Source organism: Armatimonadota bacterium (assembly GCA_018268395.1).
Lineage (GTDB): Bacteria > Armatimonadota > Fimbriimonadia > Fimbriimonadales > Fimbriimonadaceae > JAEURO01.
On the sequence record JAFDWQ010000003.1, the window covers coordinates 256284 to 276396 of the forward strand.

The 20113-nt window shown below is 63.8% G+C and carries 19 protein-coding genes; 9 read left to right on the forward strand and 10 right to left on the reverse strand.

The genetic code is table 11. The annotated features are described in order from the left end of the window. Window positions 1-30 precede the first annotated feature (30 nt). From JST30_06685 to add, 7 genes are read right to left on the reverse strand one after another with little or no spacing between them, the layout of a single operon-like run. On the reverse strand, window positions 31-351 hold the full coding sequence (locus JST30_06685; GenBank protein ID MBS1714007.1) for an ATP-dependent Clp protease adaptor ClpS: 321 nt from the start codon (window positions 349-351) through the stop codon (window positions 31-33). Continuing rightward, window positions 344-640, reverse strand: coding sequence for an ATP-dependent Clp protease adaptor ClpS (locus JST30_06690; protein MBS1714008.1), 297 nt, complete (start codon window positions 638-640; stop codon window positions 344-346). Before JST30_06690 ends, JST30_06685 begins: the two co-directional genes overlap by 8 nt. 24 nt (window positions 641-664) lie before the next feature. Next, on the reverse strand, window positions 665-2929 hold the full coding sequence (locus JST30_06695; GenBank protein ID MBS1714009.1) for a hypothetical protein: 2265 nt from the start codon (window positions 2927-2929) through the stop codon (window positions 665-667). Between the two features lie 36 nt (window positions 2930-2965). Then, window positions 2966-4087 (reverse strand): DegT/DnrJ/EryC1/StrS family aminotransferase, encoded by a 1122-nt coding sequence (locus JST30_06700; GenBank protein ID MBS1714010.1) that lies wholly within the window; start codon window positions 4085-4087, stop codon window positions 2966-2968. 49 nt (window positions 4088-4136) lie between these two features. Next, entirely contained in the window at window positions 4137-5657 is a 1521-nt protein-coding gene (gene lnt, locus JST30_06705; GenBank protein MBS1714011.1) for an apolipoprotein N-acyltransferase, read from the reverse strand. After that, on the reverse strand, window positions 5644-6264 hold the full coding sequence (locus tag JST30_06710) for a histidine phosphatase family protein (GenBank protein ID MBS1714012.1): 621 nt from the start codon (window positions 6262-6264) through the stop codon (window positions 5644-5646). The genes lnt and JST30_06710 overlap by 14 nt, the downstream gene beginning before the upstream one ends. Before the next feature lie 42 nt (window positions 6265-6306). Beyond that, window positions 6307-7332, reverse strand: a complete 1026-nt coding sequence (gene add / locus JST30_06715) for an adenosine deaminase (protein ID MBS1714013.1) — start codon at window positions 7330-7332, stop codon at window positions 6307-6309. A 144-nt stretch (window positions 7333-7476) separates the two neighbouring features. Between add and JST30_06720 the strand changes: the two genes are divergently transcribed. The 7 genes from JST30_06720 to JST30_06750 all read left to right on the forward strand — a co-directional run bounded on the left by JST30_06720 (window position 7477) and on the right by JST30_06750 (window position 12363). Further along, window positions 7477-8040: a hypothetical protein gene (locus JST30_06720; GenBank protein ID MBS1714014.1), complete on the forward strand. Its 564-nt coding sequence runs from the start codon at window positions 7477-7479 to the stop codon at window positions 8038-8040. Window positions 8041-8060: 20 nt separating this feature from the next. Further along, on the forward strand, window positions 8061-10397 hold the full coding sequence (locus tag JST30_06725) for a S9 family peptidase (protein ID MBS1714015.1): 2337 nt from the start codon (window positions 8061-8063) through the stop codon (window positions 10395-10397). Window positions 10398-10435: 38 nt separating this feature from the next. Continuing rightward, window positions 10436-10909 carry a cyclic nucleotide-binding domain-containing protein gene (locus tag JST30_06730; protein MBS1714016.1) on the forward strand — a complete coding sequence of 158 codons (474 nt, stop codon included), beginning with the start codon at window positions 10436-10438 and terminating at the stop codon, window positions 10907-10909. 103 nt (window positions 10910-11012) lie between these two features. After that, complete coding sequence (locus JST30_06735) at window positions 11013-11198, forward strand: hypothetical protein (protein ID MBS1714017.1); 186 nt, start codon at window positions 11013-11015, stop codon at window positions 11196-11198. A gap of 2 nt (window positions 11199-11200) precedes the next feature. Next, window positions 11201-11425: a hypothetical protein gene (locus tag JST30_06740; GenBank protein MBS1714018.1), complete on the forward strand. Its 225-nt coding sequence runs from the start codon at window positions 11201-11203 to the stop codon at window positions 11423-11425. A 28-nt stretch (window positions 11426-11453) separates the two neighbouring features. Then, window positions 11454-11873: a winged helix-turn-helix transcriptional regulator gene (locus JST30_06745; GenBank protein MBS1714019.1), complete on the forward strand. Its 420-nt coding sequence runs from the start codon at window positions 11454-11456 to the stop codon at window positions 11871-11873. Between the two features lie 118 nt (window positions 11874-11991). Then, the gene (locus JST30_06750) at window positions 11992-12363 is read left to right on the forward strand and encodes a hypothetical protein (protein MBS1714020.1); all 372 of its coding nucleotides are present in this window, start codon (window positions 11992-11994) and stop codon (window positions 12361-12363) included. On the opposite strand, the gene JST30_06755 is transcribed toward JST30_06750, so the two are convergent. Beyond that, entirely contained in the window at window positions 12364-13467 is a 1104-nt protein-coding gene (locus JST30_06755; GenBank protein ID MBS1714021.1) for a hypothetical protein, read from the reverse strand. 47 nt (window positions 13468-13514) lie between these two features. On the opposite strand from JST30_06755, the gene JST30_06760 reads away from it, so the two are divergent. Next, window positions 13515-15869: a prolyl oligopeptidase family serine peptidase gene (locus JST30_06760; GenBank protein ID MBS1714022.1), complete on the forward strand. Its 2355-nt coding sequence runs from the start codon at window positions 13515-13517 to the stop codon at window positions 15867-15869. Window positions 15870-15872: 3 nt separating this feature from the next. On the opposite strand, the gene JST30_06765 is transcribed toward JST30_06760, so the two are convergent. After that, window positions 15873-16109: a zf-HC2 domain-containing protein gene (locus tag JST30_06765; GenBank protein ID MBS1714023.1), complete on the reverse strand. Its 237-nt coding sequence runs from the start codon at window positions 16107-16109 to the stop codon at window positions 15873-15875. Between the two features lie 263 nt (window positions 16110-16372). Here JST30_06765 and JST30_06770 point away from each other — a divergent pair, with 263 nt between their 5' ends. Then, entirely contained in the window at window positions 16373-16939 is a 567-nt protein-coding gene (locus tag JST30_06770; GenBank protein MBS1714024.1) for an RNA polymerase sigma factor, read from the forward strand. Between the two features lie 286 nt (window positions 16940-17225). Here JST30_06770 and JST30_06775 read toward each other — a convergent pair whose 3' ends face one another. Continuing rightward, the gene (locus JST30_06775; protein ID MBS1714025.1) at window positions 17226-20102 is read right to left on the reverse strand and encodes a DUF2339 domain-containing protein; all 2877 of its coding nucleotides are present in this window, start codon (window positions 20100-20102) and stop codon (window positions 17226-17228) included. Window positions 20103-20113 lie beyond the last annotated feature (11 nt).

Here is a 20113-nt window from a genome sequence, read left to right on the forward strand (position 1 = left end):
GGGTTCATCCTGGCCTCGTGGAGAGGACGCTTAGGCTTGGGGACTGACTTCGACCGCGATCCCGATAGTGGTGATCACGTCGGCTGCGCCCCGGCATTCGTTCTCATCGGCACGGTGCACGATGCACGAACCGAAATGGTCGATCTCCCACGCTTCGATATAAGCCTCTTCCGCGTCGCAGGCGGTCGCGAACATCAAGACCGTGATGACTTCGTCGTACGTGTTGACATCGTTGTTGAAGACGGTCACCATCCAACCTTCGTCCTTTGCCGGATCGAGCTCTCGGTCCAGGTCTGGGAGCGACGCGGGGCTTGAAACGGCACGGGCCGGCAGGGTGGGAAGGTCAGTCATCCCACTCTTTCTTGACATCGGTCTTGACGCCGATCCGACCGATGATGGCGGCGACGGCTTGACACGCGGCTTCTCCTGCGAAGTGGACGGGAGCCTGACCGAAATGGTGGGCTTCCCACGCCTCTGTATAGGCTTCCTCTGGGACACATCCGGTGGCCTCCATCAAGACGCGGACGACGTCCTCGAACGCGGTGTGGTCGTTGTTGTAGATGACGACCATGTAACGCCCGAACGCGGTCGGAGCTTCTTGTCCCAACGGGGACAAAACGGGTGTCGACGAGTTCCTCACGTCACGTTCACCTGGAACTTCCTATTATACGATACTCCCGTGGGCCTCTTGGCCGACGCCTGCCGGCTCGCTCGGACGCTTCCGTAAGCCGGCGGCAAGGAGTACGGCCGTCACGAGCAGCCCGAACCCGCCGACCGTCGCCCCTGTCCGTAAGCCGGGAGGCGCATATCGGAACTCCACGGACGTCGCTCCTTCGGGAACCGAGACGTGGCGCCATGGACCCTCGGCCGTGATCGGGACGGGGCGCCCGTCGACGGTAGCCGACCAGCCCGGCATCGAGCGGTCCCTGACGGTCAACTCCGTCGGCCCAAGGACTTCGACCGTCTGTCCTTCGGTCGTATCGCGCACGATCCGGGCTTGGCCGTCCGAGACGGTGACACGCCCCGGGCCAGGAAGCCCGTAGACGAAGTGACGACCGTCTTGGCGGGGAACCGCCGACATTTGGGGCAACGGGCGGAGGGACCAGACTTCGGTCACGCCGGCTTCGGCAAGTCGGACGGGGTCGAAATCCGGCTTGACGAACATCATGTTGCCGTTCGCGGGCGGGGCCGGATCTTTGCCGGCATCGATCGCGCGCAAGGTCTCGAGGGTCGTCTTATCGAGCAGTGAATCGTAGCCGCCGACGTCGTAGAGGCGGGACGTCGTCGCGGTGTTCCCTGGCATCACGGCCCTGGCGGCCAGTAGCAGCTCCCAGTCCGCGTTCACGAAAGCCCGCCGCACCATGGGTTCTGGAGTCTTGGGCGGGGGTGGGGGCTTGCCCGTCGGGAGGCAGAACAACGGACCTGCGCACAGGCAGGACAAGACGCAAACGGGAGCAGCCCATTGCGGCCGGAACTTGATCAGGGCCAGGCCGGCACCTGCGAGAAGGACCGATAGCCCGGCAGGGACGGGAGAGACCAGGTCGAAGTTGACGATGGCACCCAGCCCGTCGAAGCCGACGAGGTACGAGCCAAGGGTCCCGGCGGCCAGAAACGCGCCCGCGACCGAGGCGACGAAACCGATTCCCAGGCCGACCAACGCCCGTGCGGGGAGGGAACGGTCGTCCTTTACGGGCCAAAGCGTCCCGGCCCAGACGGCCAGCCCGAGTACGGCGAGGACGGCGGCCCTTCCTGGGCTACCTGTCGCCGACCAGCCTGGCAAGACCCAGTACAGCAGGACCGAGAGCGGCCCAAGGGCTAGAAGGAGGCCGACGAGGGCGACCGCGAGGGGGCCCGCCTGTCTGCGGGCCTTACCCTTTCTCTGGAGGAACAACAAGGCGAAAGCGACGGGCCCGAGCGAGAGGGCCGATTCCGCCATGGCGGCACCGCGTTTGACATACGCGGGCCAGTAGCTCGGGAACACCGTGCCACCCGGTTCGGGCCGCCATCCGTTGCCTGGAAGTCCGGTCACGGACGCGACCACGAAGCCAAGCAGCTCAGGGGGCCGCAATGCGGCCGAAGCATAGGCCGCTGCCCCTTCTGGGCTGGGGCCGACCTGACGGTGGCTCTGTTTGGAGAATTCGAGCGCGGGCAAGACCTGGGGCATGGCCATCATCGCCCCGAGAAAGGCCGCACCGACGGCCGCGCCCCAAACGGTCGCTCGCGACCGGTGTTGGACGAGGATCACGCCACTGAAAACGACGAGACCGATCAGACCGTAGGCGGCGAACTGAAGATGTCCGCCCAAGAGCATCATGGCCGTGCTCAGGGCCAGACACGCCGTCCAAGCAGCCTTCCGGTCCGAACCGGCGAGCCGTTTCGCACAGAAGAGGCACCAGGGGATCCACGAACACGTCGTCACGACGCTGGCGAGGGGCGACCAGGCGACCAAGAAGGCCGAGAGGCCGAACACGACGCCGGCGATAAGTGCGCCCTCTTCGTTCGCGCCGCACACCTTCGCAAGGGCCCTCGCGCCGAGACCGGCCCAGGCCAAGTGGAACCAGGCGAGGAGCGCGATACCGAGAACGGTCGGCACGTGCAAGACACCGACGAGGACGTGGAGCGGATAGAACCCCGCGCTCTGAGAATTGGCCAACAACGGTGTGCCGCACAACTGGTAGGGGTTCCAGAGCGGCAAGTGGCCCGTGCGCCACGACTCGAAAACGAGGTCGCGCCACGGATGGAACTGGAGGACTCCGTCGGCTTGGAGGACGTCCCAAGCCGAATCCGGTACGGGGCCGTTCCATGGCGCCATCTGAAGGATCTGGCCCCATGGGCCGACGGCTTCGCCGAAGAACACCGCGCGCCATAGGACGCACAACGGAAGAAGCGCGAGCGCCAAAACGGCCCCGTGGCGGCGGACGAACGCCATCGCGCGAGTTTAGCCCTTGCCCTCGCCCTGCGGCCGTCAGGAAACGGCGACGGGAGACTTGCAGAACTCGGCGATCGTTTCTGCGGCGAAGGCCGCCTGATCGTCCGAGAGGTGTTGGTGTACTGGGAGACTCAGGCATTCGCGGCTGACCCTTTCCGTGACGGGAAGACTTCCGGGTCCGTGGCCGAACCGCTCGTACGGCTTATGGAGATGGAGCGGCACCGGATAGTAGATGCCGGAGTCGACGTCTCGAGATTTCAAGAAGGCCATCAGGTCGTCGCGCCGTGGATGTCGGACCGTGAACTGGTGCCAAGTGTGGTTGTTGCCAGGCCGCGTCACAGGAAGGCCGATGTCCTCGCCTTGCAGTCGGTCCAGATAGATCCGAGCGACCTCGGCCCGTCGTGCGTTCCAATCGGCGAGGCGTTCGAACTTGCAGGAAAGGACGGCCGCTTGGATCTCGGCCATGCGGCTCGTGTACCCGACCTCGTCGTAGTAGTACCGTTCGCGGCCCATCCCGTGGACCCTCAAGCTCTTAGACCGTTCGCAGACCTCGTCGTCGTCGGTGAGGACCATGCCGCCGTCGCCGGCTGCGCCGAGGTTTTTGGTCACGTAGAAACTGAGACCCGCCGCCTTGCCCCACTTCCCGGCGAATCGACCCTCATGGTGGTCGCCGACGGCTTGGGCTGCGTCTTCGATGACGGTCAGGCCGTGCGCGTCGGCTATTCGTTGGACTTCCTTGACGTCCACGAGCTGTCCGAACAGGTGGATCGGCAAGACGGCCTTGGTCCGCGGGGTGACCGCCGCCTCGATCTTCGACGGGTCGATGTCGAAGGTGTCTTCCAGAATATCGACCATCACGGGCGTCGCTCCGAGTTGGACGATCGTCTCGACGCTGGCGACGAAGGTGAAAGCGGTCGTGACGACTTCGTCTCCAGGCCCGATGCCGCACGCTTGCATCGCGATGCGGAGAGCGTCGGTGCCGCTGTTGAGTGCGATGCCGTGCTTGACTCCGTGCGCGGACGCGACCTGCTCTTCGAGCCGGCGGTTCCACTTCCCGAGCACGTAAGCGCTCGTCGCAAAGATCTCCGCGACGGCCGCGTCGATTTCGGTCTTGACTTCGTTGTACTGGGCGGTCAGGTCGAGGAAGGGGACGCGCACGGCTCATTTTAGCGGTTTCGAACGTGCGCCCGAGGGACGGACAGAAGCCTTACCCGGTCGGAGCAGGCTTGCCTGCGGCGCGCTTCGCGGCCAGTCTGTCGACGATGGAATAGATAGCGACAGACCCGCAGAGCGCCCAACAGAAATAGGGAAAGGCCATCCGGTAGGCGAAGGCGTCGGACCCTGAGGGCACGCCCAGTTCGACCCGGGCTGCGGCCATCTTGCCTTGCGGTACGACCGTCGTCACGTTGCCTCGCACGTCCGTGGCCAAGGTCTGGCCGCGACCCCCGACCCGGACCAGCGGTAGTCCGGACTCGATGCTCCGCCAGACCGAAGACTGCCACAACTGCTCCCAGGCGGGAGTCTTCTCGTACCAGTCGTCGATGCTGAGTTGGGCCAGGACTTGGGCGCCGAGCCGTCCGTGACGGTCGGCAAGGTCGGGGAAGACGCCTTCGAAGCAAAGCAAGGGTCCGATCGTGACGCCGGACACCTTCAAAGTCTTCAGTTCCTTTGCGGGGGTCAAGTCGCCGCCTGGCAGGTTGAAGTTCGCGAGGAGCGGCGATCCCCGGAAGGGGACGTACTCTCCGAACACGACAAGGCGCGTCTTGTCCGCGTAGTCCCACGCTCCATCGTCATAGGAGAACGCGGTCTGATAGAACGAACCGTCCGCAGGCCGTTTGCCTCCGAGGACCACGCTGAGCCCGGGCCGCTCGCCCAACGGCGAAAAGGGGGGGATCCTGGGATCGTCGTCGCTGAAGCCTTCGGGCAGGAACAGTATCTCGCTGCCTTGGCTGAGGGCCCGCGACTGGATCAGTGTCCCGGCGGCGGCCAGGTCGAGTTTACGGACGTCCCGCGGGGTGAAGGCCATGTCGATCCCCGGTTGCCCCAGTGTAACGACCTTCTTCTGGACGCTCGGCGGGTTCGCGTACCTGTAAGCCGAGACCATCATGAGAGATCCGAAGACCAAAGCGGCGCGGAAGGTCGAGCGGGTATCCGGAGCCAGTTTCCTGCCGTCTCTCTCCGGTGGCCAGACGAACATCGCGAGCACGATGTTCGGGACCATCGACCAGGCCGAAACGGCGAACACCGTTCCGAAGGACGCGAGTTGGACGAACTGCGGGAACGACCAGAGCGGGTTCGCCAAGATGCCCCAAGGAAAGGCGAGGACGACGAGGTAGGCCCTGAAGGCCTCGTGCCCGGCCCAAACGAAGGGGATCAGCCAAGCCCATCGGTAGGCCCAACACTTTTGGACGAGCCACCCGAGCGGCAGATAGATCAAGGCGCCGAGGACGGCGCACACGGCCCAGGGCACGAGGGCTAAAGCCGGTTTCTTCGTCCAGTCTGCTATGAACGGGACGACCCAGTACATCTGTCCCGCGATGTAAAGGGCTCCGAACAGCGCCGACGACCGAAGGGCGCCCTTGGGGTCGGTCTTCCTTAGCGACGCGATCCACGGAGCCGCCGCGACGAAGACGAGCAAGGAGAGGTTGAACGGCGGGAAAGCGAGCAACAGGAGGGCGGCCGACGCGACGACCGGCCACGGCTTGAGCAGACGCTCACGCCACTTCAACAGGCGCCTCGAGGTGTTTGCAGTCGTTTAACCGGGAGATGACGTAGAAACCGTCCGGCCTTCGCGTCAGTTCCGTGAGCCCGCAGTTCTCGAACCGGAAGGCCCGTGGGGCATCGTGACCGCCGCGGATGAGCTTTGCGATGAGTTGGGCCAAGGCACCGCCGTGCGACACGACCAGGACGCACCGGTCCTCGCTCCGGATCCGGTCCTCGACGGCGTTCAGCCGGATCCAGACGTCGTCCATCGACTCTCCGCCGGGAGGACGGACTTCGCGCTCCGGTTTCCCTGTCCGGAGCCCCTCCTCACGCATCCACTCGTGAAGGACGCTGTAGTCCTCGCCTTCCATGCGTCCGAACGTCCGCTCTCGTAGGTCGGAACGCTCTTCGACGGTCAAACCAGGTCGGAGGGCCCGGAACGGTGCCAAGGTCTGTCGGCAACGCACGAGGTCGCTGGACAGGACGACGTCGACCTTCATGTCCGTGAGCCTGCGGGCCAAGCGTGCCGCCTGGACCCTACCGGTCTCGTTCAGTTCGATGTCCGTGTGCCCCTGAGCCCGGTTCGATGCGTTCCAGACCGTCTGGCCGTGACGGACAAGGAGGACGCGCATGTCCGTCGGTTATACCGTCGGAGACCTGTTCGGTCCGTGCCGTCACACCTGGCAGAGGCCGGCCGCTTGGTCCACTGTGCTGCGCAAGGCGGCCTTTTCAGGTTCGGTCAGAAGGGCCGCTTCCACCGCGTTCATCGTGACGGACGCGGCCATCGCGGCGTCGAACCCGAATTCCCGGACGGCGGTCTCCCACTCGCTTGTGACCGAAGTCGAGAACATGGGCGGATCGTCGGAGTTGACACTGACGTTGAGCCCGTCGTCCACCATCCTTCTGAGCGGGTGTGAGGCGTAGTCAGGGAACACGCCGAGGCAGACGTTGCTCGTCGGACTGACTTCGAGATGGACGGCCCTTTCGCGCAGGTGTTCGACAAGGCGCGGGTCTTCATAGCACCGGACGCCGTGACCGACCCTCAAGGCTCCTGCTTCGAGCACGTCCCAGACGGCTTCAGGCCCTGTCGTCTCGCCGGCGTGGGCGATGAGGGGGACCCCTTTGCGCCGGGCTTCCTGGAACACCTCTGCGTACTGCTTCGTCCCGAGCCACTCCATGCCGGCCAGGCCGAGAGCGACGACGCCGGACGATTTGCCGTCTTCGACCCATTCAAGGACTTGGGCGGCACGTTCGGGCGGGTCTCCCCGAACGATGTCCAGGATCACGCCCAGTGAGGTCCCGAGTTCCCTTCGCCCCCAAGCGACGGCGTTGGCGATCGCGTCCCGTTGCTCGTCCCACGGGATGCCCGCGTACTTCTCGATCGTGCAAGCGGTGTACGTCGCCTCCGTGTGGCGCACGTTCTGACGGGCTTGACCGGCGAGGAACTCCCGGAACACCGTCTCGATGTCTTCCGGGGTTTGGACGCACCGGCTAACGGCGACGTACACCTCGACGAAGTGCTTGAAATCACGGAAGCTGTACCAGTCCCGGAGTCCTTCGACCGTGTCGGCCGGGAGGTCGACCGCGTTTCGACGGGCCAGGTCGAGGACGGTTTCCGGGCGGATCGACCCTTCGACGTGGACGTGGAGTTCCACTTTGGGCATGTCGCGGACGAACTGAAGCGTCTGGGCCTGATCCATGAATGATTCTGGCATACCTAGAGGCGTCGGGCCGCGCGTTCCGCCCGTCTCGATCGGGGCCGAACTTTCCGTCGGTCTGGTACCATCTTCAACAGTGGCCGCCAATTGTGGCGGTCCGGATTGACCCAGGGACTAGGGACCGACTTGCACACTTTCCAAATCCTCCTCATCATGGCGACGGCGGCCGGGCTCGGGCTCCAGGCTTGGTTTTGGCTCGAAGGCGCACTGATCAAGCAAGCGCGGAAGGTCTGGCCCCGGTCGAGACCTTGGTTGCCCTGGATCGCGATCGTCGGAGCATGCGTGACGCTCGCCCTGACGGCAGGGGCCATCAACTGGGCCCGGCTCGAAGCGCCCGGCCTGTTCATCGAGCGAAGGGTCTTCGGAGCGGCGATTTTCATCTGCCTGACGGCGATCAGCCTCTTTCAAGCCAGAAGGGAACAGTGGGGCGAAGAAGACGGCGAAGCTTGGCCTTATTGGCGGGTCAAGCAGGTCTACCATCTTGCCGCCGTTCCGGTCCTTGCAGGCCTGTACTTCTTCCGACCGTTGCCTGGCGACAAGGTCACGGTGATGATGGTCGAGGGGCTTTCCCACGTTCTGGAGCTTCCGGTCGCTGGCACCGTGTTCGTGTCCGTGGTCGTCGCCCACCTTTTGATCCGGGCGTTCATGGCGTTTCTCGGCCTCGCCCTTTTGCGTAAGATCGGCGCCTGAACGCTCAGGTAAAAAGGGGCATGCTTCGACGCCTTGCGTGGGCCTTCATCCTCCTGCCCGTGCTCGCACCCGCCCAACCGTGGTCGCCGCCCGTCGATTCGGACCTCAAGTTCGACGACCTGTTCCCCCGCCAGCCGTTTTTCGGGAAGACGGCGCGGTCGATCGAGTGGTCCGGTGACGACCGGTACTTCGGCTACCTGTGGAACCCGTACGAGGTCCGAGGCAACGACCTCTGGGTGTACGACGCAAAGAGCGGCAAGTCGCTGGCGGTGACGTCGATCGAAGTGATGTCCGAGTTCGATACGGACGCGAAGAAGGCGGCAGAGCGCTTCCGAAAGGAGGACAGGGAGCGGGACGAGCGCTTGAAGCTCGACGAGAAGTCGTACCGGGAAACGATGATCAAGTTGCGCAAAGAGGACGAGCAAAGGAAAGAACCGCTGCCCTCGTACAACGGCGTTTCGGAATACGCGTGGTCGCACAAGGGGCACGAAGTGCTCTTCGTGTACAAGGGAGACCTCTTCCGCTGGAAGGCCGATGACAAGAAGCCGACCCGGTTGACGAAAACGCGGGACTCGGAGGGCGACGTCAAATGGATGGCGGACGACAGCGGCTTCTACTTCCGTCGAGGCGAAGGGCTTTACATGATGAGGTTCGACCAAGCCTACATCGAGCAGTTGAACCCGAAGCTTCCGGACAACCTCCCGTTCCAAAGCTACTCTTTGAGCCCGGACGGGACGAAGATGATGCTGTACGTCGAAAAATCGGGGACGTACAAACCGATCGAGTGGATGACTTACAAGAACCGGTTCGGCCAAGTCCGGCGACAGAACCAGGCCCTTGGGACGTCCGACGAAAAGCTGCAGGAAGAGCGTCACCTCTTCCTCTTCGACTTGACCAAGGGTCAGGACGAAAAGCCCTGGAAGGTCTGGAGCTGGAAGAGCGAGGGCGACGAACTGAAGGACGCCAGCTTTGGTGAAGACCCGTGGTCGCCCGATTCGAAACGATTCGCCTTCGCGACCTACGATACGGCCAGCCGCGAGATCGAGCTGCAGGTGGCGGACCTTTCCACGCAGAAGTTGGAAGCGGTCCACAAGACGACGTTCCCTGGCGAAAGCAGCAGCGCCGTCCAGTGCAGCCCGGTCTGGACCCCCGACGGAAAGGGCGTGGTCGCACTGTTCGAGACGACCGGATGGCGGCTCCCGTGGTTGGTCGATCCGCTGACGAAAACGGCCAAAGCGCTTTGCCAAGGCGAGTTCGAAGCGTATCCGGTTAAGGTGTCTCCCGACGGAAAGTCGCTGATCGTTGTCTCGACCGCTTTGGATCCGGCGCGGAGCCAGATCTATCGCGTCGACATCGCGTCGGGCGACATGAAGAGGGTTTCCCAGGAGACCGGCGACTATGGCACGCCGCGTGTCTCGCACCAAGGGAACGCGATGGTCGCGACCTTCAAGAACTGGTCGCGTCCGGTCGAGACGTACGTGGTCTCCGACAGTCGCCAGGTGCAGTTGACGAAGTCGCACCGCGAGGGCGCTTTCGAAAAGGTCAATAAGCTTCGGCCAGAGCTGTTCACGTTCAAGAACCGGAACGGCCAGACGATCCACGGCTTTGCGTTCCTCCCTCCGGGCTTCAAAAAGGACGACAAGCGGCCTTGCATGGTCTACACGTACGGTGGGCCGCTGGGCAACGGTAACACGGTTTCTGACGGTACGTTCGCTTCGACCGAGTACCTCTTGAACATGTATCTGGCCTACGCGATGGGCTATGTCGCGGTCGCGATCGACCCCAGAGGCTCCAGCGGTTACGGCGCGGCCTTCGTGCGGGCGTCGTTCGGCCACGTCGGCGAAGTCCAGTCGCAAGACCTCGTGGATTGCGCCAAGTTCTGCCAGAGCGAATGGGGCGTCGACCCGAAGAAGATGGCGTTGAACGGGTGGTCGTTCGGCGGTTGGCAGACCCAGTACACGATGTACCACGACCCGGACGTCTTTACGCTCGGGATCGCCGGCGCCGGACCGACCGAATGGCAGAACTATAACCAGTGGTACTCGCAAGAGACGATCGCCGTCCAGCCGGAAGGAAAGGTCGACGAGCTCGACAAGTTTTCACTGACGAAAGTGGCGATGAACTTGAAGCACCCGCTTTTGCTGCTTCACGGCATGGACGACGACAACGTCCTGTTCGTCCATACGATCAACGTCTATCGGGTCCTGTGCCAATACGGACTCGCGCCGCTGGTCGAACTCGTCGTCGACCCGACGGGGAGCCACGGACTCGGTGGCGACCTGAACCGGCGCGACACGCTGGCGGTCTACGTCGAGTTCCTGATCAAACACTGGGGCAATCCGAAGCCGAAGAACTGACGACCTGTCGACGCCCGTACGAGTAGAATCGGCGCGGTATGGAGAGCCAGCGACTCGACGTCTTTCGGCAGAACTACCTGGTGTCCGGACTCCCGGCCGACCGGATCGATGAAATCGCGTCTCTCGCGACGTTCGAGACACGGCTGCCTCAGGACTCCGTCTGCAGGAAGGGCGAAAAGTGCGGCGACCTGTTCGTCGTCCTTGACGGCCGGGTCAACATCACCAGCGAGAACGGTGAAAAACTGGCCGAGATCGGGCCTGGGGCGGTCATCGGTGAAGTCGCCTTGGTCGACGACCAACCTCGCAGCGCGAACGCGGTCTGCATCAACGCCGTCCATTTCGCCCGTCTTCCCGCCCGCGAACTCCGGGCGTACATGGTCCAGAACAAGGACGTAGGGTTCACGATGCTCGCGAACCTGGCAAGGGTTTTGAGCACGAGGCTCCGGACGACCGACGCGGTGATCGACGACCTGGCGGGCAAGAACCGGGATCCCTGGGACTTCGCGACCTGAGTCCGCCTGGGGCCGGCAGGTCTACGGGGAATCGCAAAGTCCGGCACCGGAACCTGGTGGGGGACACCGTCAGGGCGGTACGTCCTCAGTATCGGCCCGAACGATGATCGATAGCACTACTGTCCGACTCCTTGCATCCATGGCGGCCCTTGACCGGATCCAGAGGCAAGTCGCCTCGAGCCTGGCTTTGGCCGGGCACGACAACGGCGGCGTGATCTTGGAAACGTGCCAAGCCCTTGTCGAAGTGGGCGAAGCCGTGGTCGAACACACGTTCGACGAGGAGGTCTAGCGGTGTCCGGCGTCGGTCCGTTCGATCTGTCGTCGGTCGCCTTAGCAGGCATGGAGCGGGCCGAGCGTTCGATGTCCGACGTCATACGGAGGGTCAGTTCCGGGGACGGCGACCTCGCCGCCGACATGGTCGAACTTTCGGTGGCACAGACGGTCCACGCGGTGAACGCCCACGTCCTTCGGATGGTCCAAGACCTCGACCGGACGACGCTCGACGTCTTGGCATAGCCCGATCCGGTTAGGTACCCTAACGTTCATGCCCCCGGAAATGATCGGGCCGCGCGTGGCCGCGGTCTATGAAGTCCAGTCCGCCTGGCTCGAACCGAGGCTCCGGAAGATCGGGGTCAGTTGGGGCACCTTCCAGTTGCTTTCGGCCGTTTCCGGCTCGGGGCAGAACGCGAGTCAGATCGAAGTCGCGAAACGGCTCGGCGTGACGGCGGCGACCTTGAGCGAATCGGTGTACAGCCATGTCCAGAGAGGCTTGCTCGAGCAGGCCGCTTCGAGAAAGGACCGGAGGGTGAAGGTGTTGCGGCTCACGGATTCGGCGAAGACCCTGATGCGCCAGATCCGTAAGTACGTCAACGAGTCCGAAACGGTCCTGTCCCATGGCTTGACCGAGAAAGAAACGACCCAGTTGGTCGCCCTTCTTGACAAAGTTTTGGACAATGTTCCCTAGGTCCTCGATCGCTAGATTCCACACTTTGGGGACAAGGCTGTGTGAAAAAGAGGCAATTTCGCACCGACTTCGGTCAATATCCCGTCAGTATTACTAGCCAAGTCCTTCGGGGTCTTCTATGATCAGGATCGTCGGAATACAAAAGGACGACAACATCGGGCGGGAGTTCGTGCTCCTGCAGAATCACGGGTCGATGCGCGTGAACCTGAAGGGCCACGCCATCGTCGCCGAGGCGGCTCTGGTGGACGGCAACCAATCGCCTGCCGTCCATCTTTTTTCCGACGACGTTTCGATCATGCCGGGCCAGTTCGTCCTTTTGAGGACATGTCCGGGCAGCTCCCACTGGTCGACGACCAATGAAGGTCAAAGGGTCTACTACACGCACATGGCCCGTCTCGGGCCGGTGTGGTGCCGTCACGACGGCCCGGTCCACGTCCTGGCCCCGCAACACTCGTTCTGCGAGCGGGCGTCGGAAGCGCTCCTCGTCTGATCAGACCGGAAGGAACCCTGGTTCACAGGTGCGCTCGATACGGGCGCCGCTCTCCCCGACGAGGGTGATACCGGACGTCGTGGCGACGATCGCGGCGACGCTTCCGAACCCCGGTCCGATCGGGACCACGCCGCAAACGGTGGTGACTTCCAAGGGCTCGCTCGGTCGGCAGTCGCGGTACGTTTCGATGCCTTCGGCCTGGAACGGGTTCGGCGCGACGCTACCGCGCAGTCCGAGGTGGAAGTACGAACAGGTCTCCTCGATCCCGACGACGTTCCTGTGCCTGCCCGACCACGGTGCGTAGTGCCGGCCGCCGTTGGAGAACCATAGGACGGTCGTGGGAAGGACAGACGTGTCCTTCAACTGATAGTACGCATAGCCTTCGTCTGGGAAGGTGACGGCCGACCAGCCGAGCCTTTGCTTTCGGTCGGAGGCGAGCTGGACGAGGTCGTCGAACCCTTCCCTGGCGGGAAACCGAGTCAGATCGGTGAGCGAACCGTCCGACATCGGGACGTGCGAAAGGTCGGTGACCTTTGCGCCCGCTTTGAGCGACGAATACCCGCCTAGCGCCGGGTCTTCAAAGGGTGCCGGGAACACGTGGCCCCCGTGCGTCCCGCCGAAAGACAGGATGCCGGGAGAACGGAAAGCGACCATCGCGTGCATGCCGAAACACATCGGTCCGGACAGGCCGAGGACGGTGTGCTTCTGCATGACGGCCAGGTCCCCGCACCGGACGGTCTTATAGACTTTGGACGGACGGACACGGGTCTCCAGGACGAGGTCGAGCCGATGTCGCCCGGTCGAATCGAACGCCCACTCTTCGTTCGCCGTCTCGCCGTGGAGGGGATGGTCCTCTCCGAGGTACGGTTCGGCCGATCCTCCGAAAGGCATGCAGAAGAAGTCGCCGCGGAGCGCTCTGAGGATCCCGGGCCTGTCGGAAGGGCCTTCGTCGCACCAGGGCGCGACCGAGAACGGCTGGACCGTGCGGTCTTCGAGGTCGAACGCGACGGGCCCCATCATCCCGCCCAGTTTCGTGACGTGGGCTGTGACGTTGTCGGATTTCACCGTCCACGACGGCTGTCCAAAGACGGTCTGGGTCTGCATCCGGACGGCCAGTGTATCGCAGGTCCGCGACCGGGTATCAAACCATCATGCTCGCAACCTTCGCCCTTGCCTTGACGACCTTCCAGGCCGGGCCAGCGGTGCTGACCGACTACCTCGTCTACGGCCCGTTCTCCAGTGGGGGCCGGACGCCGTGCCCGACCGACCCCGTCGCGCAAACGATCGTCGACGGCAAATGGAAACGTCCGGAGGCCGGAACCGAGACCGCAGGTCGGCCGTGGCAGACCGCAAAGGCGAAGGAGGACGGTTGGCTAGAGGGGCGGGCTTTGCAGGGCGGCTATGCCTTCGCTACCTATCGGTCCGACGCGTCCAAAACGATGGTCTTGGACGCAGCCGGTCACTCGATGGTCTACGTGAACGGAGTGCCCCGGGGAGGGGACGTCTATGGCTTCGGGTTCGTCCAGCTTCCGATCAAAGTCAGCAAGGGGGAGAACACGTTTCTGTTCTCGGTCGGAAGGGGACGGGTCCGAGCGGCGTTGCGTGAGGTCTCCTCGGAGGTCGCCGTCACGGACCTCGATCCGACGATCCCTGACCTTTTGGTCGGCAACGACGATTCGCTGCCCGCTTCGTTCGTCGTCTCGAACCCGACGGACCAAAAGGTGAAAGGCCTCGTTTGGGCCGTGGTCGACGGATCGGAGGGTCGTCAGTCGGTCTTCGAAATCGGGCCGATGACCGTCCGTAAGGCCGTGGTCTACCTTCCGGAGAAATCCTTCGAAGAGCCCGGAACCCATGACCTGCGCGTCGTGTTCCGATCGGAGGGCAAGGACGTTCAGGGCCCGGCGTTCAAGGTGGAGGTCAAACCCGCCCACACGCTGTATAAGCGGACGTTCGTCAGCCGCATCGACGGGTCGGTCCAGTACTACGCGGTGCAGCCGGCATCGACGGACGATGCCAAAGGTCTGGTTCTCAGTCTTCACGGTGCCGGAGTCGAAGCGAGCGGACAGGCCGGGGCCTACGGCCCGAAGACGTGGTGCGACATCGTCTGCCCGACCAACGGTCGTCCGTTCGGGTTCGACTGGGAGGACTGGGGCCGCACGAACGCCCTCGAAACGCTCGAGGACGCCCGTGCCCACTTGAACCCCGATGCGGACAGGGTCTACCTGACCGGCCACTCGATGGGGGGACACGGTACGTGGTCGATCGGTCTTCTCGAATCTGACCGCTTTGCCGCCATCGCTCCCTGCGCCGGTTGGTGCTCGTTCTGGTCGTACGCCGGCGCGGCGGACTGGAAGGAGCCGGATCCGGTCGAGACGTTGCTGCGCCGTGCGGCGAACGCGAGCGATACTTTGAAATTCATCGACAACGCCGAAGGTTTGGGCGTCTACGTCCTCCACGGTGCGGCCGACGACACCGTCTCCGTCGAGGAAGCGCGGTCGATGCGTAAGGCCCTGGAACCCGTGAAGTGCGCGGTCGATTGGCACGAAGAGCCGGGCCAAGGACACTGGTACGACACCGATCCGGAGCCAGGCGCCAATTGCGAGGACTACCGGCCGCTGTTCGACTTCTTTTCCCGGTTCCGCGTGCCGCAAGCACTCGAGAGAAGGACGGTCAAGTTCGTCGCCATGGGGCCCGAGGTCGGAGCAAGGAAGGGGTTCGTCCGCGTTCTGTCCCAAGAAAAGAGCCTGGCGCCAAGCCGGGTCGAAGCCCAGGTCTGGCCGGACGGATCGCGCATCAGCGCGAAGACCGACAACGTGCACGCGATCGCTTTTGAGGCCAAAGGGATGGCGGACGCACCCGAAGTGGAGTTGGACGGACAGAAACTGAGCGGCCGCCGCTTCGTCAAGAAGTCCGGTCAGTGGGCCGAAGGCGTCCAGGACGGGCCGTGTAAAGACGTGTCGCGTCCTGGTGGGTTCAAGAGCGCCTACGATCACGGGTTCCGGCTCGTCTACCTGACAGGCGGCAAACCCGTCGAAACAGCCGCGGCGCGGGACAAAGCGAGGTTCGATGCGGAGACGTGGTGGTACCGCGGGAACGGTTCGACGCCCGTGTTCGGCGACGACGGGCTGCCGGCCACGCTGCCAGCGGGCAACTATGTCTTTTATGGAGGCTTCAACGCGCTCGGCACGCGACGGGCGCTCTTCGAGACCAAGGGATTCGAGGTCCGTCCGGACTCGGTGCGGATCGGCGGCAAGGAGTTCAAAGGCGATTTGGGCCTACTGCTCGTCCGGCCGAACCCTGCTGGAGGGTCCGTGGCCCTGGTCGGCGGCTCCAGTCTTCGCGGGTTCAGGACGATGGAACGCCTGAGCACGTTCCTGGCCGGCGTCCATTACGCCGACTTCTTCTTGGCTTCGCCCGAAATGTTGACGAAGGGTAGCAAGGGCGTCCTGGCGACGGGCTGGTTCGGTCCTGACTGGAGCTTGGGCGACGATTGGGCGTCCCGCTGACCGTCACACGTTCTTCGCGTAGTAGAACAGTCGGCGGTTGCTGAAGCCTGCGGGCAGGGTCTTGAGAAGGACGGCGTGCTCGTCGCGGGCGAGCTGACAGTCGGGACACGATGCGAGGTGGTCCTCGACGGCGGCAGCCTCTTCGTCGTCGAGTTCGCCCGAGACGTACAAGTAGAGGAGGTCTTTGACCTCTTCGCAGTCCATCGAAGGTCGCTGTTGAGATCCGGTGGGCTCGCTCATTCTCTTCGTCGCCGTGTCCGTCCTTGTGAGACGGCCGACCGGCACAGGGTTCGTTCGCGATTCCGGTGCCACGTGTGACACTCGACGCCGATTCCTGGCAAAAGTCAGGACGACCGTCCCGTCCGCTAATCCGCCGCCCCGTCAAATTTGCCTGACTTTGGGGAAGTGTCGTTGGGCCGGTCACAAACTTAAAGTGCGTTGGCAATACTCCTGTGCACGGGCCAGGGGGCAAGTACTTTGGCCGGTGGTTGTGGGGCAACCGAATGACGCGATTAGAGGAGCTTTCAGGGCCGTCCCTTTGGGCGGTCCAGTTCGCCAACGGGGACAGGAGGGAAGAGGAGCGGCTGGCCGTCCATGTCCGCGAATTCCTTCGGCGACGATTCCTGTCACTGGGCTTGGCCGCCCAAGACGCCGAGGACCTTCTTCAGGATTGTGTCGCGCTCGTGTTCGATACGATCGACGAGTTCGACGTCCACCGCGGCAACCTCGACGCGTGGCTCAGCGGTTATGCGAAGAACGTCGTCAGGTCGTGGTGGCGCGGGTCGTACTCCCGGAAGCGCCGCGAGACCGTGCTTTGCGACGGTATCGAAACCCCGGACTCTTCAGAGCCGATCTTGGCGGGATCGCCGGCTCTAGAGACCGCACTGTCGGACCTGAGTCTCATCGACCAGGAACTGCTTCACATGCGTTTTGCGTTCGGCTACTCCTTTGACGAGATCGCCCGAATGTCGGACCTGACGCCGATCAACGCGCGAAAAAGGGTGTCCCGCGCAGTGGAAACGCTTCGTCGGAACCCTGGCCTGCGGGAAGAACTGGGATTCGTCGCATAACGTCCTTCGCACCGTCCGACGCGCGGGCGTCGACCTTCATGGTCGGCGCCCGTTTTGTCGTTCCGGCCCATGCCGGCCGTGTCATCCGACCTGGAACAGACGATTTTCAGACTTTTTCCTGCACGGCGTCACGTTTCCCTTCCGAGCTGCCAATTAGAAGGTACAGAAGCGCTCCAGACGGAGTCAGCGGATTGCGCGAACCGGTGAGGACGACCAAAAGCCGGATGCGCGACAGACACTTGGCCGACAGGGTTTTGTACCTCTCCACCTGTCGGCCGTTTTCTTTTTAGGAGCCAGGTTTTTGGAACCGTTTGGAGCGGATGTAGGCGTGGCTCGCCGTCAGCATGACGATCCCGAACCCGATGAAGACGACGACTTTAACGTTGACCTCGAGGAAGGCCAAGTCGTAGAAAAAGACCTTGACCAACGTCGAACCGAAGACGGTCAAGCCCCAGTACCGCAGAAGCCGTTCCCCTCTCCAGAAGCCGAACGCGATCAGAGCGGCTCCATAGGCGATCCAAGCGAGCGACAAGGACGCGTCGAACTTTACGGCGAAGGGGGGCGCCGTCAAGGCCAGCATCAAAAGGCCCGCCCATAACGCCCATTCCACCGGGACGAGGAGGTTGAAGACGGTCTTAGGCTCGACTTTGGCCGACCACAAGGCTCTGCCGACCAAAAGGGCGGTCGCGAACAATGCGGCGAGGGACGCCATGTCGGCCGTCCTGCCGACGGAATGGGTCGCCGGAACGATGAGGCCGATCTCTGGGATCTTCATCGGCGGGTACAGCGCGAGCCCGAACCCCAAGAACGCCGCTGCCGTCCACGCCACTTCTGCGTACCGCTTGACGATAGACCAGACGCTGAGGGCACAGGCGAACACGGACGCGCTGAGCAGCACGGCTAGCACGTTCTGCACTCCGACGCCCGGCGCGGTCATGAGAAGGTAGCCCGCGCGACAGGCCAGCAGGCCGAACGGGACAGCGGCGAGAGCGGCGACAGTCCCTGCCCGGTCTGCGAGAGCCCGGGCGATGGCGGAAGCGGTACAAACGGTCGCGAACATGAGGGCGCACGCCGCTACAAGGTCTCCTGTCCGGCTCCAGGCAGCCGCACCGGAAACCGAGGAATCTAAGAGAACGACGTAAGGTGCGACGGCGATACCCGCGTAGGCTGCCGACGTCCAAGCCAAATCGTTCCAGCCGGTCTTGACGGCGATGACGGCGACAAGGGCCGAGTAGACGGCCATCGAACAGACAAGGGCCGGCATGGGTTCGGAGCCAAGGGCCGTCAAGCCGACCTGGGCGGCCCAACAAAACGGCACGATCCCGCCAAGACCGGCCAAAACGACGAAGGCCGATGTCCCTTCCGCGCGGATTTTGGCGCGACCGACCGATGCGGCCACCAACGCAGCGAGTGAGACCGACATGAGCAGGGCTTGGACCGGCTTTGGCGTCGCCGGCGCAAAGGTCAGTGCCGGCGAGACCGTCAAGAACACGACATGGAAGACGCCGACGACTAGGGTCGGGACGAGCGTCCTGGCGAGCACGATCGAGAGCGAGGCGCAGACCAGAGCCATGAGGGCACCTGTCACGGTAGCGACGACGTCGCTCCAGCCGGCGTGGATGCCGACGAAGAACGGAGCTCGGGCGACCATGGTTCCGGCCAGAAGCGCGAGGCCTGCTTTCGACTCCGAAGCCATCGACCCGTCCGGCACTTTGCTCGAGGCGGCGGTCGCGACGAGCGCCAGTACGACGGCCGTCAAGGCGTCGACCCAAGGGGCGACGCCGCCGGCCACGCGGTCGGCCCTTGCGAGCGGCCAAACCGCGACCGCCAAAGCGAAAAAGGACGCCGATCCTCCGGCCAAGCACAGGGCGACCGCCCATCGATAGGCGGCGAGCGATCCGTTTTTCCAGAGGAGGACAGCCGCGACCGCCGCTTCGACCGCGTAGACCCCTGCGGCTTGCGCCTTGGTCAATGCGAACGGGGCGACCAGGGCACCCGTCACCATCGCTCCGACCGTCAACGCCTGCCGGACTTTGACGTCAGGGTGAAGGCGGGCCAGCAAACCGAACGCTACCGCGACAAGACCCGTCGTCAACGCTCCGACGGGCGAAGCCAAGGAGGGAAAAACGGAGAACGGCATGAGGGCTACGGCCGTCGAAGCTCCATAGGCCAGCGCGGGAACTTTGCCTTCTTGAGCGTCCTGCCGCGCGAAGGCATAGGCGGCCGTCGCACCAAGCCCGAACAGATAGTACGGGATCAGGGCCGGCCACATCGGAGCGCCCCGCTCGGCGGCTACGACCAGTGGTGCGAGCGACGCCGTCCAAGAGACGAAGAAAAGGGCATACGCCAAGTACGTCCATCGCTTGCGCCAGACGACGATCGCGCTAGGGACGAGAAGGATCGGATGCAGCGACCTCGCGGCCACGAAGTCCGCTTCACGCAAGGGCAAGACAACGGCCAAGAACCCGCCTAACAGCCCCAGACTGAAGAAGGCCTGACTGGACCTCCAGAAGCTAAGGGCCAAGCATGCCAGGCTGACGGCGATGAACGCGACGATCATCGCCTGTGACGAGATCACGTGTTTCGCGGCGTATGCGCCGGCAAAGCTCAGATAGGTGCCACAGGCTCCGACCCCCACGAGCGTCTGTCCGAAATTCTCCCGTTCGTCGATCTTCCACAGTCCGATGCCGACGAACGCGGCGCACAGCGCCAGTTCTCCGGCGAACTGCAGGGGCGGAGTGATCCAACCGTTGGAGACGGCGAGGACGACGAGGAACAGCAGCCCAAGGACGACCACGACCGCTCCGGCGATCGTCATATACCTGCCACCGATCCGGAACTCGACGTCGCCGTCTTCGGCGGGGACGGTCGGCTCGGTCTTGACCTTCTTGGGGACGAAGGTCGTTCCCGGTGGCGATGTCAAAAACGAGGCCCCTACAGGTTCGTTACGCGGCGGTTCGGGCGGCGCGGCTGCGGCGGGGGGCCATCGGATCGGCGGCTCCACGGCGATCGGGGGCTCTGCCCGCATCGATGGCGGCGCGGCGGTCTCCGGACCGGGCGCCGGTTCAAGGCTTGCCCTCGCTCTTCCCTCGAGCAGCGATTTGATTTCAGCGAGCTCGGCTTCGAGCCTCTCGATCCTCGGTCTCAGGTCATCGTCGACCATATGGACGGAAC

Coding starts and splice junctions, on each gene's coding strand:
- JST30_06685 (MBS1714007.1), bottom strand. CDS start 351: ATGACTGACCTTCCCACCCTGCCGGCCCGTGCCGTTTCAAGCCCCGCG.
- JST30_06695 (MBS1714009.1), bottom strand. CDS start 2,929: ATGGCGTTCGTCCGCCGCCACGGGGCCGTTTTGGCGCTCGCGCTTCTT.
- JST30_06710 (MBS1714012.1), bottom strand. CDS start 6,264: ATGCGCGTCCTCCTTGTCCGTCACGGCCAGACGGTCTGGAACGCATCG.
- add (MBS1714013.1), bottom strand. CDS start 7,332: ATGGATCAGGCCCAGACGCTTCAGTTCGTCCGCGACATGCCCAAAGTG.
- JST30_06725 (MBS1714015.1), top strand. CDS start 8,061: ATGCTTCGACGCCTTGCGTGGGCCTTCATCCTCCTGCCCGTGCTCGCA.
- JST30_06730 (MBS1714016.1), top strand. CDS start 10,436: ATGGAGAGCCAGCGACTCGACGTCTTTCGGCAGAACTACCTGGTGTCC.
- JST30_06735 (MBS1714017.1), top strand. CDS start 11,013: ATGATCGATAGCACTACTGTCCGACTCCTTGCATCCATGGCGGCCCTT.
- JST30_06745 (MBS1714019.1), top strand. CDS start 11,454: ATGCCCCCGGAAATGATCGGGCCGCGCGTGGCCGCGGTCTATGAAGTC.
- JST30_06750 (MBS1714020.1), top strand. CDS start 11,992: ATGATCAGGATCGTCGGAATACAAAAGGACGACAACATCGGGCGGGAG.
- JST30_06755 (MBS1714021.1), bottom strand. CDS start 13,467: ATGCAGACCCAGACCGTCTTTGGACAGCCGTCGTGGACGGTGAAATCC.
- JST30_06760 (MBS1714022.1), top strand. CDS start 13,515: ATGCTCGCAACCTTCGCCCTTGCCTTGACGACCTTCCAGGCCGGGCCA.
- JST30_06765 (MBS1714023.1), bottom strand. CDS start 16,109: ATGAGCGAGCCCACCGGATCTCAACAGCGACCTTCGATGGACTGCGAA.
- JST30_06770 (MBS1714024.1), top strand. CDS start 16,373: ATGACGCGATTAGAGGAGCTTTCAGGGCCGTCCCTTTGGGCGGTCCAG.
- JST30_06775 (MBS1714025.1), bottom strand. CDS start 20,102: ATGGTCGACGATGACCTGAGACCGAGGATCGAGAGGCTCGAAGCCGAG.